At 51.6% G+C, this 15,739-nt stretch carries 14 protein-coding genes and 2 tRNA genes; 5 read left to right on the top strand and 11 right to left on the bottom strand.

Features of this window, described 5'->3' with window-relative positions; all coding sequences use genetic code 11:
- Positions 1–578: 578 nt before the first annotated feature.
- Both QGT73_RS14930 and QGT73_RS14925 read right to left on the bottom strand, forming a co-directional pair.
- Positions 579–662: transfer RNA gene (locus QGT73_RS14930), tRNA-Leu, on the bottom strand.
- Positions 663–705: 43 nt separating this feature from the next.
- Positions 706–778 (bottom strand) — tRNA-Gly (locus QGT73_RS14925).
- Positions 779–1,138: 360 nt separating this feature from the next.
- On the opposite strand from QGT73_RS14925, the gene QGT73_RS14920 reads away from it, so the two are divergent.
- The 3 genes from QGT73_RS14920 to cbiB are packed head-to-tail and all read left to right on the top strand — an operon-like array spanning position 1,139 to position 4,541.
- Positions 1,139–2,617 (top strand): cobyric acid synthase, encoded by a 1,479-nt coding sequence (locus QGT73_RS14920; protein ID WP_280122945.1) that lies wholly within the window; start codon positions 1,139–1,141, stop codon positions 2,615–2,617.
- Positions 2,614–3,621 carry an aminotransferase class I/II-fold pyridoxal phosphate-dependent enzyme gene (locus tag QGT73_RS14915; RefSeq protein ID WP_280122944.1) on the top strand — a complete coding sequence of 336 codons (1,008 nt, stop codon included), beginning with the start codon at positions 2,614–2,616 and terminating at the stop codon, positions 3,619–3,621. Before QGT73_RS14920 ends, QGT73_RS14915 begins: the two co-directional genes overlap by 4 nt.
- Positions 3,609–4,541, top strand: a complete 933-nt coding sequence (gene cbiB / locus QGT73_RS14910) for an adenosylcobinamide-phosphate synthase CbiB (RefSeq protein WP_280122943.1) — start codon at positions 3,609–3,611, stop codon at positions 4,539–4,541. Before QGT73_RS14915 ends, cbiB begins: the two co-directional genes overlap by 13 nt.
- Here cbiB and cobC read toward each other — a convergent pair.
- The 4 genes from cobC to cobU form a co-directional block, all read right to left on the bottom strand.
- Complete coding sequence (cobC, locus tag QGT73_RS14905; RefSeq protein WP_280122942.1) at positions 4,519–5,052, bottom strand: alpha-ribazole phosphatase; 534 nt, start codon at positions 5,050–5,052, stop codon at positions 4,519–4,521. The two genes, cbiB and cobC, sit on opposite strands and share 23 nt — an antisense overlap.
- On the bottom strand, positions 5,049–5,807 hold the full coding sequence (gene cobS, locus QGT73_RS14900; protein WP_280122941.1) for an adenosylcobinamide-GDP ribazoletransferase: 759 nt from the start codon (positions 5,805–5,807) through the stop codon (positions 5,049–5,051). The genes cobC and cobS overlap by 4 nt, the downstream gene beginning before the upstream one ends.
- A 6-nt stretch (positions 5,808–5,813) precedes the next feature.
- A complete protein-coding gene (gene cobT / locus QGT73_RS14895; protein ID WP_280122940.1) occupies positions 5,814–6,854 on the bottom strand; it encodes a nicotinate-nucleotide--dimethylbenzimidazole phosphoribosyltransferase in 1,041 nt (346 codons plus the stop codon).
- A 63-nt stretch (positions 6,855–6,917) separates the two neighbouring features.
- Positions 6,918–7,430 (bottom strand): bifunctional adenosylcobinamide kinase/adenosylcobinamide-phosphate guanylyltransferase, encoded by a 513-nt coding sequence (gene cobU, locus QGT73_RS14890; RefSeq protein WP_280122939.1) that lies wholly within the window; start codon positions 7,428–7,430, stop codon positions 6,918–6,920.
- Between the two features lie 172 nt (positions 7,431–7,602).
- On the opposite strand from cobU, the gene QGT73_RS14885 reads away from it, so the two are divergent.
- On the top strand, positions 7,603–10,509 hold the full coding sequence (locus QGT73_RS14885) for an outer membrane beta-barrel protein (protein WP_280122938.1): 2,907 nt from the start codon (positions 7,603–7,605) through the stop codon (positions 10,507–10,509).
- A gap of 80 nt (positions 10,510–10,589) precedes the next feature.
- Here the strand turns inward: QGT73_RS14885 and QGT73_RS14880 are convergent, their stop codons facing one another.
- Entirely contained in the window at positions 10,590–11,285 is a 696-nt protein-coding gene (locus tag QGT73_RS14880; protein WP_280122937.1) for a hypothetical protein, read from the bottom strand.
- A gap of 226 nt (positions 11,286–11,511) precedes the next feature.
- Between QGT73_RS14880 and QGT73_RS14875 the strand changes: the two genes are divergently transcribed.
- Positions 11,512–13,020 (top strand): catalase, encoded by a 1,509-nt coding sequence (locus QGT73_RS14875; RefSeq protein WP_280122936.1) that lies wholly within the window; start codon positions 11,512–11,514, stop codon positions 13,018–13,020.
- A gap of 36 nt (positions 13,021–13,056) precedes the next feature.
- On the opposite strand, the gene QGT73_RS14870 is transcribed toward QGT73_RS14875, so the two are convergent.
- From QGT73_RS14870 to QGT73_RS14855, 4 genes are read right to left on the bottom strand one after another with little or no spacing between them, the layout of a single operon-like run.
- On the bottom strand, positions 13,057–13,962 hold the full coding sequence (locus tag QGT73_RS14870; RefSeq protein ID WP_280122935.1) for a LysR substrate-binding domain-containing protein: 906 nt from the start codon (positions 13,960–13,962) through the stop codon (positions 13,057–13,059).
- A gap of 20 nt (positions 13,963–13,982) precedes the next feature.
- A complete protein-coding gene (locus tag QGT73_RS14865; RefSeq protein ID WP_123618216.1) occupies positions 13,983–14,474 on the bottom strand; it encodes a threonine/serine exporter family protein in 492 nt (163 codons plus the stop codon).
- Positions 14,475–14,477: 3 nt separating this feature from the next.
- Positions 14,478–15,275 carry a threonine/serine exporter family protein gene (locus tag QGT73_RS14860; RefSeq protein ID WP_280122934.1) on the bottom strand — a complete coding sequence of 266 codons (798 nt, stop codon included), beginning with the start codon at positions 15,273–15,275 and terminating at the stop codon, positions 14,478–14,480.
- Positions 15,259–15,450: a hypothetical protein gene (locus tag QGT73_RS14855; protein ID WP_148070570.1), complete on the bottom strand. Its 192-nt coding sequence runs from the start codon at positions 15,448–15,450 to the stop codon at positions 15,259–15,261. The genes QGT73_RS14860 and QGT73_RS14855 overlap by 17 nt, the downstream gene beginning before the upstream one ends.
- Positions 15,451–15,739: the final 289 nt, after the last annotated feature.

Genomic DNA, 15,739 nt, shown 5'->3' with positions numbered 1-15,739 from the left:
GGACCGAGACTTCTTCATATTCCGACTGGTCAAACTCTACGCCTAAAAATTTAACACTTCTAACTGCCAAATTTAACATATGCACCGCCATTTCGGCTTGACCCGAACAGGACCAAGCCGAAGTTACGGTGCATCACAGATCAATACCCGCCCCAATTCTGCCTGACATACACGTCCCCAGGCATCCCATGTATACCACTCTATATCCCGCAAGGGCGTCCGTAGGACGCAGATTATATAGTAACCGGGCACACCTCCGCTGCGCTTCGGTGTACCCAGTTAATATCAAATCTGCGTCCTACGGACGCCCTTGCGGGATATAGAGTGACATGCATGGGATGCTACGGACGCGTATGTCAGGCAGAATTTGGGGGGGTATTAATTATCCCTTGACACAATGCGCCCATGCTCGCTCCACCGGAAAAATCCGCTGACCCGATATAGAGTGGCATGCGTGGGGTCTGTGCGGTTGCGGATGCCTGCGGACGCTTATGTCAGGAAGAATGGGGCAAGGGGGAACAAAATAAAAAAGGAAAAATCCGCAAGGATTTAAATCAATCACTTGCGGATTTTTACAGTGTCCGAGATGAGATTCGAACTCACACAGCCTTTCGGCCACTACCCCCTCAAAGTAGCGTGTCTACCAATTCCACCACCCGGACATTTGGATGATGCATCTCCTGTTGGGAGAATGCGAGGGTTTTGAGCGAAAAACGGGACTCGAACCCGCGACCCCAACCTTGGCAAGGTTGTGCTCTACCAACTGAGCTATTTTCGCGATTGTCTATCGCTTGTCTATCAAATGTTAGACTCGATATTTTTTTAATGTTCTCTGCGTTGAGAGGAGTGTTGCTTAGGTCGTTTCCTCTTTTGCGTTGCAAAGGTAGGGAGTTTATTTTAAACTGCCAAATAATTGCAGCTTGTTTAACCATTGTTAACAAATATGATGTGGGCTTTGAGAGGGTGATTTTGCTTATGTGGCTTGTAAATCAGGATATTGGCTGTTGTGGTGCGTCGGGCGGGATAGATTGGGAAAGGTTTGTGAGAAAAAAGTGTTAACTTTGTACATGTAAAAAAACGTTATACTGATAAAATCAAGTGTAATATATTATCGTCGTTTGCCTATAAACGTCGCGCTATAATGGAAAAACTTTCACCTATAATGCTTGCCGGGACCGGCAGTGATGTTGGCAAAAGTCTTATTGCCACAGGCCTTTGCCGTATATTCATGCAAGATGGCTATCATCCGGCTCCTTTCAAGGCTCAGAATATGGCTCTCAATTCTTATGTCACCCCCGAGGGCTATGAGATTGGGCGTGCACAGGCGGTGCAGGCCGAAGCTGCCGGTATAAGGTGTCACACCGATATGAATCCGATATTGCTTAAGCCGTCGGGGCAAAATACTTCGCAGGTTGTGGTCAACGGTCGACCTGTGGGCAACCGCGATGCCTGTGAATATTTTCGCAAGGAGGGTCGTGATGAGTTGCGTAAAGTTGTCAGAGATGCTTTTGACAGGCTTTCGGCCGACTATAATCCGATAGTGATGGAAGGGGCGGGAAGTATTGCTGAAATCAATCTGCGCGAGAGTGATATTGTGAATATGTCGATGGCCCGATATGCCGATGCGGATGTCATCCTTGTGGCTGACATCGACCGCGGAGGAGTATTTGCGAGTGCCTATGGCTCGATAATGCTTCAGGATGAGTCTGACCGCCGGCGCATCAAGGGGATTATTGTCAACAAATTTCGCGGAGACATGCGCCTGTTTGAGTCCGGCCGCCGGATGATGGAGGAGATATGTGGTGTGCCTGTGCTTGGAGTTGTGCCTTTCGCATCACATATACATGTCGAGGAAGAGGATTCTGTGGCTCTTGCGGCAAAATGCTCATCGGTGGCGGACGGCAAGGTGAATGTTGCCGTGGTGCTTGTGCCGCATATCTCCAACTTTACCGATTTTGACTCACTCGAACTCGACCCGAGAGTCAATCTCTATTATACAGCCGATCCCTCAGAGCTTCGTGAGGCTGACATTATTATTCTTCCGGGCAGCAAGGCTACGCTCTCGGACCTGCATTATCTGCGCCGTCGCGGACTGGCCTCGGCAATAGCCGAATGTCGACGCGAAGGAAAGACCATAGTGGGTATATGCGGAGGGTATCAGATGATGGGGCTTGAAGTGTGTGATCCGGATGGCGTGGAGGGTGACATAACTTTACAGCCAGGACTCGGACTGCTGCCTGTGCGCACGGTGCTGACCGACAGCAAGGTGACGCGTCAGGTGAAATTTCGCTTTCTCGACCGTTCGGAGTGTTGTTCGGGTTACGAGATACACATGGGACGTACCACGCTTGCTGACGGAGCCTCTCCGCTCAATGTCATTGAAGGCGGCTTGCCGGATGGCTGTCAGGCCGACGAGCGGTGTTTCGGTTCATATATACATGGTATTCTTGACAACCGGGTTGTGGTGGATTATCTTCTTCGGCCTTATGTTGACAAGGCCGAGACTGTGGCCGTCGACTATGCGGCCTATAAGGAGCAACAGTATGATGCCTTGGCGGCGTGGCTCAGGGAGTATCTCGACATCCCATTGTTATACAAAATAATGAGCCGAAAATGACAGAGGGGCATGGTGATGACGCATACCGTTACGGATGCGATATAAAGTATAATTTCAGCACTAACGTTTATGGCGGATTTGACCATAGCGGCCTGACGGCTCATCTATGCAATGTCGCTGATTGTATACGCAGTTATCCCGAGCCGGTCCCGGTCTCGGTCGAGGCCGCATTGGCATCACTCAAAGAGGTCGGGCCGGAGGCCGTGATGGTGACCAATGGGGCTACCGAGGCAATCTATATCATGGCGTGTGAGCTTGCCGGCCGGCAATCGGCTGTGATAGCTCCGACATTCAGCGAATATGCCGATGCGTGTATGATGTATTCCCATCGGCTGAAATATGTATTCAGCCTTGACGATGTGTCTGATGATGTTGAGGTTGTGTGGATGTGTAATCCCAACAATCCTACCGGCCGTGTTACCGACAAGGCCCGACTGTTGTCGTTTGTCGACTCACATCCTCGCGTATTGTTTGTTATCGACCAAGCCTATGCCGACTATACTCTGCTCCCCGTTGTGACCGATCGGGAGGCTGTGGAGAGACACAATCTAGTGCTGCTCGGTTCGCTCACGAAGCGTTTTGCCATTCCGGGGCTCCGTATAGGTTATGCCGTCGGGTGTCCATCGCTGCTGGCACGATTTAAGTCGAGGCGTATGCCATGGTCGGTCAATCAGTTGGCTATCGAAGGGGCGAAATATCTTCTTGGGCATATCGGAGATTTTCCGATTGATGCTTCGATGCTTCACCGAGAGGCCGAGCGGGTGGGGGAGGCTTTTGTCGGTATGGGAATACATGTAGAACCGACCGACTGTAATATGTTGCTTTGCCGTCTTGAGCGTGGGACGGCGGCCACACTCAAGGAATATCTTGTTACAAAGCATGGTATGCTGATACGTGATGCTTCAAATTTTCATGGACTTACTGAGCGACATTTCCGGGTGGCGGTATTGTCTCCGGCCGAAAATGATATGCTCATAACTGCTATAACCAAATGGATATTGTAATATTGCTGCTCCCGCTTCTCATCGGCTGGTTGCTTGACGTTATTTGGGGCGATCCTGCGAGGCTGCCTCATCCGATAGTGTATTTTGGCCGTGCGATCTCCTTCCTGGAACATAATTTAAACAACGGATCGCACCGTACACTGAAGGGCGGAGTGGTAGCTGTGGGCTTGATTGCCGTAACTTATACATTGTCGTGGTGGCTGCTCGGGCTGCTTTCACCGTGGCTGTGGGTAAGGATTATGGTCGAGGCGGTGTTGATATTCTACTGCCTTGCCGGCACAACCCTTATAAGGGAGGTGAGGATGGTGTTTGAGGCCGCAGACCGTTCGCTTGACGAAGGGCGCAGGCAGGTGGCGAGGATAGTGGGTCGCGACACCGCCGCACTTACTGACCATGAGGTGCGCACCGCCGCGCTTGAGACGCTTGCCGAGAATCTGAGCGATGGCGTGATAGCCCCGCTTTTCTGGTATGCACTGTTGGGCGTGCCCGGCATGCTGGCTTATAAAATGGTCAATACGCTTGATTCGATGATCGGCTATAGGTCGGAGCGTTACCGAATGTTTGGCACGGTGGCCGCGAGAATTGATGATGCGGCCAATTGGCTGCCTGCGCGTATCACGGCCCTGCTCATGGTGATAGCGGCCGGTCGTCCGGGGCTGATTGGTTTTGTGAGATGCTTTGGGCCACGACACGCCAGCCCTAACAGCGGTTATCCCGAGGCCGCTCTCGCCGGGGTGCTTGACTGCCGTTTCGGCGGTCCGCATGACTATTTCGGCGAGACTGTCTATAAGCCGTATATCGGCTCAAACGAACGTCTGCTCACAAGTGAAGATATGCGTGTCGCCACGCGCATCAATCGGGTGGCCGAGTTTATGGCGGTCGCTCTTGCGGCGATTGTCAGATGTGCCATTCTGATATAGCACCGTAGCCCGGCTGGTGTCTGAACGCCTCGGTGTAGTCTAACCGGCCAAGGATTGCCATGGCGTGTATTATTATGCCGCCGTGGCAGAATATGGCGATAGTCTCATCGCTGTCGCATGTGGCACTCAGGTCGGCGATAAAATCCTCCAGCCGAGCCCGTTGTTCCATGGCTGATTCACCCCCGGTGGCTTGAACATTGAGATAGTCATCATACCACAGACGGAGTCTTGGATCGGTAATTTCGTCAAATCTCTTCATTTCCCATTCGCCAAAATTCATTTCCAGCAACCGTGAATCCGTAATTGGATTATTGTAACCGCAATAAGCCGCCAACTTCATGCAGCGTGACAGCGGGCTTGAATATACACGGTCAAATCGGTATGCATCAAGACGCATCTTTACGGCTTCGGCCTCCGTCTCAAAAGTCTCGGCTACCGGGACGTCGGATTGCCCGTAGCAGACACCGCGCTCCACGGCCACCGAGGTGTGGCGTATGAATACGAGTCTCATGGTGCGCTCCACCAGATTATGTCGACTGCGAGGAGCATCGACAGTTCGCATATCAGAAATGTGGCCCCGCAGCAGTCGCCGGTATATCCGCCTATGCGTCTGCGCATTAGTAGCATCAGTGACGCGCACACGGCTATCGGTGCTATTGCCGCGAGTCCGAACAATGGCCCGGTCTTATATATCAGATAAAACAGAGGTGCACTTCCTGTCACAAGCTGCAGTGCTATCTGTGCGGCATTCATGCGTGTATATGAAATCCTGTTTTTAGCACCTTCAGGCCGCGCGTAGGAGAGAATGTTGGTGAGCTGGGACGCACATAGTTTGGCAAACGGGTCGCAGGCTAATATTGCGAGTCCGGCCACCCAGGCCGGCATTGCCGACAAAGCCCGTACGGCCAACATGTAATAGAGTATCAGGCCAATCACTCCATAGGTGCCTATGTGAGAGTCTTTCATTATGGCAAGTATGCGGTCTTTGTCATGACCACCTCCGAAACCGTCACAGAAGTCTGCCAGGCCGTCCTCATGAAGCGCGCCGGTGAGCAATACACGAGCGAGCAGAGCCACCGTCACGACTATGCTGATGTCCCAACAAGGAGGGCAAAGCACAATAATCAAGGCGCATAATCCTCCTGTGAGCCATCCGACAAGCGGCCAGTAGACCACAGCCCTGTCGTAGCTCTCCCGGGGTATATCCACCCATCGCCACAACGGCAATCGGGTGAATAATATGATTGCAGAAAACAGGCTGTTCATGTAATCCTAAAAGTATTTTGTGACGTTGACCGAACCAAACGAATCCATGTGGTTGATCATTCTTACGGCCGATTCGATGATCGGGTAGGCACACACAGCACCGGAACCTTCGCCGAGGCGTAAGTCGAGGTGGAGCAATGCTTTTACGCCCATGGCTTCAAGCATCAGTTTATGTCCGCATTCATCACCCTGATGTCCGAATATGGCATAGTCGAGCACCGTTGGATGGAGTTGCGAGGCTGCCAGTATGCAACTCGTCATGATGAAACCGTCGACAATTATTGTCATGCCTCTCTCGGCCGCCCTAAGCATGCCTCCGACAGCCATAGCCATCTCATAACCGCCAAACCATGCCATTTGCGACTTCACGCTTCCGTCGCCAGAGTAATTGGCGACAGCCCGTGACAGCACATCATATTTGTGTCGGATGCCATCCGAGTCAAGTCCGGCACCGGCTCCGATGCATTTGTCGAGGGAGATGCCGGTGAAGAGGTGCATCCATATCGATGACGAAGATGTGTTGCCACTGCCCATTTCGCCGAAACTTATGATATTGCATCCGGTAGAGTCGGCGATGTCATCGACCACTTTGGCTCCGCGTTCGAGGCAAAGTTCGAGTTCGTCTTCGGTCATGGCAGCCTCGTGGAGATAATTGCGTGTCGAACGTCTGACTTTCATGTCGATGATGCCGTGGCCGGACGGGATGTCATAATCTACGCCCGAGTCGACAAGCACGAGTCTGAAACCATGTTGGTCGCATAGGAAGTTGATGCCCGCGCCTCCTTTGGAGAAATGGCTCAACTGCTGCCACGTCACCTCCTTGGGCGAAACGCTCACGCCTTCTTCGATGATGCCGTGGTCTGCGGCGAAAAGCACATTGTGAGGCTGACGCAGTTGCGGCGAAAGAGTGTGCTGTATCATGCACAGGCGCAGAGCCAGTTCCTCAAGCCGCCCGAGCGAACCTTTAGGTTTGGTAAGATTGTCTATTTTATTTATTGCACTCTGTTTTATAGTATAATCAATCGGCTGGATGTTAAATTGTTTCATGGTTGTGGTTAATCAGATGCTTTAACTTGTTGTTTCTTTTGTTTTGGACAAATAGCTGAACTCTTACTTTAACTTGAGAGGGATGCCTGATACAGACATGTAGACTTCCGAAGCCATAGCTGCGATGTGTTGGTTTATGTAGCCCTGCAGGTCGGTAAAGAGGCGTTGCATGGCGTTTTCAGCCACACCGCCCAATCCAATCTCATTGGTGACAAAAATAATGTGCCGGCATTTTGCGCGTAACAGTTCCAACTGCTCTTTCATGGCGGCAAGAGCTTTGGCGGAGTCCTCACCACACTCGAAAAACCAGTTTGTAGCCCAGAGAGTCACGCAGTCAAACAGCACAGTGTCGTCCTTGCCGAGCGACACTGATGCAACATCGAGCGGAGCCTCATGTGTGGTCCATTCCGGACCACGGCGGAGCTTGTGCAACTCCACACGGCGGCGAAACTCGTCGTCCCACACACGGGCGGTGGCAATGTATACAGGCCTTGGCGAAAGAGACAGAGCCATCTCTTCGGCCAATTGGCTTTTGCCGGAACGTTGGCCTCCTGTGATCATTATTATATCAGCCATTGTTATGAAACACCCTCTTGTTATCGCAGAGGCTTTAATGAAAATAATGAAAAAATTATGTAACAAACCCTAATTTAAAACGTCAATAGGATATACGGCACAAAGTTACAATTTTTTTTACAGATAACATCAGTGTGAAAATGTCTTTACATACACCAAACATGCCAATATCATGAAACAGCCGAATCGCTTCATCACATGCCTATTGTTACTTTTTATCTGTTTCAGTCTGTCCGGAAAGGAGGATGACATGCTTTATCTCTCCGGCAGGGTCAAGGACGCTGTGCTGGGTACCGAGCTGACATCGGCTGTGGTGGTGAGATATGATGCTGCCGGAAACAGGATTGATTCCATCAAGGCAGACCGTGGCCGTACGTACAAGAATGGCGAAGTTATCGAGTTGGCCAGGTTCGGGTTTATGGTTGAACGCAAGGATTCGACATATGTGTTTGATGTAGAGTGTCCGGGCTACATAACCCAAACGGTCACTTATCGTGTGGAAAATGTCGGGAAAAGGGAAGACAGGCGTGAGATTCCTATAGTGTTTCTCCAAAAAGCACCCCATAAACTTAACGAGGTGACTGTCACGGCGTCAAAAATAAAGTTTTATCACAAAGGAGATACGCTGGTCTATAATGCTTCGGCTTTTCAGCTTTCAGACGGTTCGATGCTTGACGCACTCATAAGCCAGTTGCCGGGCGCGGAACTTAACGAGGAGGGGCAGATAAAAATCAACGGTGAGTTTGTGGAGTCGCTGTTGCTCAACGGCAAGAAGTTTTTTGACGGCAACAATCAGTTGATGCTGGAGAATATCGCCGCTTATACAGTGAAGTCGGTAGAGGTGTATCGTGGACAGACTCATGAGGAAAAATGGCTGAACGACCCGACGAAAGAGAAACATCTGACAATGGATGTCAGGCTCAAGAAGGAATATAATCTGGGAGCGATAATAAACGCGCAGGGCGGATATGGAACGGAGGGAAGATATATGGGCCGCTTGTTTGCCTCGTGGTTCACGCCATTGAGCCGATATTCTCTGATAGGCAATTTCAATAATCTCAACGACAACCGTAAGCCAGGCAAGAGTGATACGTGGACTCCGGAGATGATGCCTTCGGGCACGAAACGTTATAAGATGGCTGCTTTCAACTATGACCATTCAAACCGTGACGACAGCAGGAAGTTAGAGGGATATGTAAATTTTGAGGAGACGAGCAACAATAATTACAATACCGTAGCCCGCACTAATTTCCTTAGCGGCGGTAATACGTATGACAACTCTTTCAGTCACTCAAAATCAAGTAATCTGAAACTTGAGACACGCAATTATCAGACGTTGGAATGGAAGAAGTTTTATTTCTGGAATGTGATGACAGGCCGTTATATAAGACGGTCGAGCATGTCGGATGTCATATCTGCAACATTCAACAAGGAACAGGCCGGTGTGACACGTCAGATGCTTGAGGCTCTTTACAGCGACGGGTCGCCGGAGGTGCTCGAAGCCGTAATCAATCGTTCGGTCACACGCAGTGACGGACATGGCCGTGAATGGGAGGTGCAGTGTTTTCCGACTCTGAATTATAAGATACCGAGGACGAATGACATTGTGCGTTTTCAGTTTGGTGTCAAATATAAGGATGCCAAGGAGGAACTGTGGCGCGACTATAATATCAATTACGGGGCGGACCCTGTGGCGGCAGTGACTAAAAGACAGTATTTTGACAATTCGCCTAACCGTCGGCTGACGCTTGACGGCACGGTGGAGTACGGTACCACAGTTGGTAAAATGAGATTAAATGTTTATTACAGCTACCGCTTTGAGAATACCGACAAGGACTCGTATATGTATGCACTTGACCGGCTTGCCGACATGGGCATCTACGGGACTGTGCCGAGCGGATATCTTGCCGTCATGGACCCCTCTAACAGCTATACTTCACGTCTGATGACGAACCGTCACTCTGTCAAACCGATATTATCGTGGTTTCCTAAGATATGGCCGAAGACTGAGCTCTTCATACAACTGCATCCTGAAATTTCATTACAGCATGACCATCTTGATTATTGGCGCGACGGCCGGGACTATCTTGTGACCCGAAGCTCTGTTGTGGCCGTGGCGACCCGATATGATGCAAGTGCGATATTTTCATGGGGTGCCATATCGAAGGGGAGACGGCTGACGTATGCCAATGAACTGAGATACTCTTTTAATTACAATACCAAGACTCCCGACCTGCTGCATATGGTGGATGTGGTCAATGACGCTGACCCGCTCAATATCGCCGTTGGTAATCCTGACCTGCGTAATGAATATATACGTACTCATAATATAGAATGGATATACAGGCCTGACGGGAGGACTCTGAGTAATACGCTCAGCGGTTCGGCCTCTTTTACGACAGATGCTCTTGTGAGGGGATATACATATGATACGACCACAGGCGTGCGTCATACGAGTACGTATAATGTTGACGGCAACAGCAGTTATAGTGTCAATGATTCGTTCATGCTTCAGTTTGGCCGCCGGCAACAGTTTACCATGAGCGCGAATGCGGGTGGCAGTATAACCAATTATGCTGATATGATAGGTGTCGACCGGGCGGTACCGGAGCAGTCAAAGGTGACCAATCATGTGGCGTCGGGAAATCTTAAACTCGACTGGCAGATAGGACGGCAGAATGTGCAACTGTCGGGAGGCGGGATGTTGCGTCACACGATATCCAGCCGCGAGGATTTCAATACGATAAATGCACGTCATTTCAATTATGGGGTGCTGGGGCAGTTTGTGCTTCCGTGTGGGTTCGGTATAAATACGGATTTTATGTTTTATACGCGTCGCGGGTATGGCTTGAGCTATCTTGATACGACCGATGCCATATGGAATGTGCGTGTCACATATACTCCGCGAGGCGGACGGTGGGTGTTTATGGCTGACGGATTTGATCTGCTGCACCAATTGTCGAATGTCAATTATGCGGTAAATGCTTCCGGACGAACTATTTCCTATTCCAATGCTTTGCCGCGTTATGTGCTTTTTTCGGTGCAGTATAGATTGAATATAATGCCCAAAAAACGATGAGGGGCCCGGGGATGGGTGTCAAAATGTCAATGGACGCTCGCCGTGCGGTTTAGCTTTGGGCTGCGGAGCACGGCGTACCGCTAAAGCGGGTGAGGGGGAGCCGAGCTTGGGCTCGGGGCCGAGACAAGGGCTGCGCACTGTCGCAGTGATAGCAGGAGCTTGTCGAGGGCCTCGAGGCTCGGAATGGTGATGACGGTGACTTCCTCGACGGAGGCGTCATCGGGTGACCGGGGCGGGTCGGAGGGACATTCGGCTATGCCCGGGGCGTGGGAGGGGATGTGGTCGGCATGCAGGTGGATGACCAGGAAGCCGGAGGCGTCGAGTATGGGGAAGAGGGCGGAGCAGACTCGCTTGAAGTTGTGTTGCTGAGGGTGGAAGGGTGAGAAGGTCTTGGCCTGATGGGCGTTGAGCAATAGCATGAATGCGGGGGTGCTCCCACGGATGCTGTCAATCTGACGGTAGGTGATGTGGCGGAGTCTTGGCTCTCGCTTGAGACGGCGTGGCCTGTCGGGGGTGCAACTGATGGCTGTCGCGCCTTTGGGTGATGTGGCGAGGCGATAGGCAAGGTAGCTTCGGAGGATGGCTGTGGAGTCGCGATGGCCGCGGTCGATGATCATTATCGGACGTGGACGGCCATGATGCCGCTGCTTTTCGAGGGTGGATATGACGGCTCGCTCGGGCGGCGTGAGCTGCCTGCCGAGATAACGCGCGAATCCGTGACACCAGATGTCGGGGACGGGCGGCTTGTGACGGGTGTTTTTGGTGATGAGCCTCATGGCTGCAAAGATAGGGCGGGATGGGGCTGAAAGGGGTGCGATAACGCCGCGCTGTGGGTCCGAGCTGAAGCTCGGGAGCGGGGACAAAGCTTCGCGAGGAGAGGGGGAGGATGGGGAGAATGGGGCAAATAGGGCGGATGGGCTTTGGGCTTTGGAGCAAACTTTAGGGGCGGGGCTGTTGTTGTTAATGATGATTTGTTTACCTTTTAGCCCCCATTATGATTGTATGGATAAGAAAAGACTTACCGCTGAAAACGGACGCCCTATCGCCGACAACCAGAATGCTCAGACTGCCGGCCGACCGGGCCCTATGACCGCAAGTGATCCTTGGTATCTTGAGAAAATAGCTCACTTCGACCGTGAGGTAATACCCGAACGTCGTATGCATGCCAAGGGCTCGGGTGCGTTTGGCACTTTTACTGTCACTGACGATATCACTGAATTTACACGGGCTTCGATATTTTCAAAGATAGGCAAGCAGACTCCGTGTCTTGTGAGATTTTCTACTGTGGCCGGCGAGCGTGGCGCGGCTGACGCTGAGCGCGACATCCGTGGCTTTGCGATGAAATTTTATACCGATGAGGGGAACTGGGATCTTGTAGGCAATAATACGCCTGTGTTTTTCCTGCGTGACCCGTTGAAGTTTCCTGACCTCAATCATGCCATCAAGCGCGACCCGCGTACAGGTATGCGCAATCCCACAAGCAATTGGGATTTCTGGACTCTTTTGCCCGAAGCTCTCCATCAGGTGACCATCACCATGTCGCCGCGCGGCATACCGGCATCGTTCAGACATATGCACGGCTTTGGAAGTCACACGTTCAGTTTTATCAACAAGGATGATAAACGTGTGTGGGTGAAATTTCATTTCCGCACCCTCCAGGGTATTAAAAATCTCACTGATGCCGAGGCAGAGGCTGTCATAGCCAAAGACCGCGAGTCGAATCAGCGCGATCTTTTCGATGCTATCGAGCGAGGCGACTACCCGCGCTGGAAACTGCAAGTGCAGATAATGACAGAGGAGGAGGCCCGCGAGTATCACATCAATCCGTTTGACCTCACTAAAGTGTGGTATCACAAGGATTTCCCGTTGCGTGATGTGGGTATACTCGAACTTAACCGTAATCCCGAAAATTTTTATGCCGAGATAGAACAGGCGGCGTTCAATCCGTCGAATATAGTCGACGGTATAGGTCTGTCGCCCGACAAGATGCTGCAGGGGCGTCTGTTTTCCTACGGTGACGCCCAGCGTTATCGACTCGGGGTCAACAGTAATCTCATCCCGGTCAATATGCCGAAATGTCCGTATCATTCCTATCATCGTGACGGCAAGATGCGTACCGACGGCAATCTCGGGGCTACAATATCATATGAGCCCAACAGTTTTGGCGAATGGAAGGACTCGCCCGAGCTCAAGCAGCCTCCGCTGGAGCTGCATGGGGAGATGTATAATTATGACGAGCGCGAGTATGATGACGATTATTATACCCAGCCGGGCAAGTTGTGGCGTCTCATGAGCGATGACGACAAGAAAGCGACGTGTGACAACACTGCCGCACAGATGGATGGTGTGCCGCTTTTCATCAAGCAACGCCACGTGCGCGCGTGTCATAACGCCGATGAAGAGTATGGCCGTATGCTGGCCGACGCGCTCGGCATAGACCTGGCCGAAGCACTTGTGGCCGAGGACCCGGCTCATCCTGTATGGGACAAGCGCGAATGCGTAAGAAAATAATCGGTCAATATATTTCTCTCTCTCTCTCAGACGCCGTCAAGTGAACCATCCGTGTACGCGGGCCTTGACGGCGTTTGACTCGCGCAGCATATGGATGAAACGAAGAGCCGAGTGCTTACGGTAACAGTTGCGGAGCATGTGGACACATCCTTCCATCTCGTTGGATGGCAAGTCGAGCGGTATGGCTTTAACTCCGAGCTGGTTGTAGACGGTGGCTTCGGCGAGGACAGTGACCATGTTGCTGTGCTTGATGAGTTCGAGCAGAATGTTGACCTCGTTGAGCTCGATGCGTATGTCGAGCTGTCCGGACCTGGCCGAGAGATAATGGTCAAAAGCATTGCGAGCCTGAAGGCCTTTGGATGGAAGCGCGAGATTGTAACGGCTCAGATCGGCGATGCCAATACGCTCCTTGCAAGCAAGCGGATGTCCATCGCGCACGATGACGGCAAGATGATTGTCAAACAGGACGTGAGACTCTATCTCTTCGATTCTTACCGATGGACGGAACGCCAGCACGAAATCGACCGAGCGCGACTGGAGCATCTCCATAAGCTCGGCCATCGGTTTGTAGAAGATATTGAGCCGTACGTTGGGGTATTCGCGGGTGAACTCTATGAGGGTCTCGGTGAGTATGGGGCTGAACGAGTAGGTCACGCCTATGTTGAGAGAGCCAGAGGCGAGATTGGAGAGGTCGTTGATGCGTGCGATGCATGTGTCGGCGTCATACACCGTGCGCCGCGCATAGGGGAGGAGTTCCTGTCCGGCTTCGGTCAGGCTTATGGCATGGGCGTGACGCTCAAAGAGTTGTATGCCGAGCTCGTCCTCAAGCTGCTTCACTTGTTGCGACAGTGTGCTCTGCGCCACGTTGAGCGCGCGGGCAGCGTCGGAAAAGTTGAGCAGTTCGGCGGCTTTTACGAAATATTTTATCTGACGGAGTTCCATGGAGGCAAAGGTACGAAAAATCAGCGAGTAGCCTGAAAAGAAATCTTTTTAAACAGGAATATAGGGATGTTGGCACCAATGACCATGCCCAGAATAATAAGCAGGCAGGTGGTGGAGTTGAAGGCAAGACTGTAGAGGCTGCCTATATTGTCGGGCGACGGGCTGCTGACACACGATATGAGAGCCGCGATGGAGCGGTAGGCATACATGCCCGGAATCATCGGCAGCAGCGACGGGAAAAGACAAGCCTCGGCCGGCACTCTCACCACCGGGGCGAGGAGCACGGCAAGGAGTCCGATGGCAAAGGCCGCGGCCGTGCTGGCCAGAATGATATTGATATTGCCGAGGCATGGCGACATCATGACATAGCGCAGCGCGTGGCCTACGGCTGCGGCGAGTCCGCATATGATGAATGTGCGGGCCGGAGTGTGGCTGATGCTCGAAAAACCGATGGCAGCCATCGCAGCAAAGAATCCGTCCTCAAGAATGTTTTGTAGAAGTAAATGTTCCATAGACTACACGTGATTTATGCCCATGAGCGAAAGTCCGGCACACATGCCGATAGACAGGCATGCCGTCAGCACGCAGGCGTCCATAAAACGGCTCAGCGAGCACAGGTAATGACGGTCGATGAGGTCGCTTGCCGAATTGATGTAAGGCACCCCCGGGATGAGGTAGAGCACGCTTGTGGCTATGGCAGTGCCCGGGGTGTCGCCCCAGTCGAAGAGTTGCGCGCCTGTGGCGATTACAGTCGAGATAAACGCGCAGGCCATAAACACAAGACGCACGTCAAGGCGGGCTTTCAGGAGGATATGTTTCAACTCAAAGCCTGCGAAGGTCGCCGCAAACACCACCAGCATGGCGGCGGCATCGCCTCCGAACAACCGACAGAACGAGGCGTTGGCGAGCGATGTGAGCAGCACTGTGAGCTGAGTGGTGGAGTAGGGGGTGGTTATGATTTTGTCAAAGAGAGCCTTGGCCTGACAGTAGGATAGTTTCCTGTCGGCGATTTTCCAACTGAGGCTGCTCAGACGGGTGTTGAGGTCAAAATTGATGCCGCATGTCACCATCTGACGCTGATACGTGGCCTGCGAGCCGGTAACGGAGTCTTTGAGGGTGAGGCTTATGTGCTTTGGCATAATGGTGATGCATATGTCATAGCCGAGGGCGCGGGCTATGCGGCCCGAGTTTTTTTCGATGCGCATGCAGGTGGCTCCGCATCCCCACAGCCATGCCGTGTAGTCGGCTATGAAGTCGCCCGCATCGGCCAGTTGACAAGAGGACTGAACAGGAGGGTTATTCGTCAAATTCATCGTCTTCAAGTTTGTCGCCCGGTATATAGAAGATGTCACGTTCGCGCGAGAGGCCTATGAGATGATGGTGCTTGCGGCTCCGTTTGTGCGACACCAGATAGTGGATGAAATTTACAAGGAATGTCAGAAGGACGATTCCGACGGTTATATACCAAAAATACATAAGGTGTGTCATAGGACTTGGATCATTAAAAAGTTGCTTGTTCTCATTTGCATATACAAAAGTACAATCGGGAGCCGCGAAAGGATTGATGAGTATTGATGTTTTTTTCGATAGCTGCAATCGGTAAATACGATAATGCTTATGGGTCGGGATGTGAAAAAATCATTACTTTTATCGTTTCTCTAATGTATACATATATCAATGATTCGGTAAAAATTACAGAAGTAGTTGAAACTTAAGTTAATATAACGAATTATCAAATACAAATGAATCGCCAAATCGTTCATTATAAAAAAACTTA

Origin of the sequence: Duncaniella muricolitica (genome assembly GCF_910574735.1) — a bacterium.
GTDB classification, from domain to species: domain Bacteria; phylum Bacteroidota; class Bacteroidia; order Bacteroidales; family Muribaculaceae; genus Duncaniella; species Duncaniella muricolitica.
Note: the sequence above shows the minus strand (reverse complement) of the source record. Positions and strands in the feature narration are given on the sequence as shown.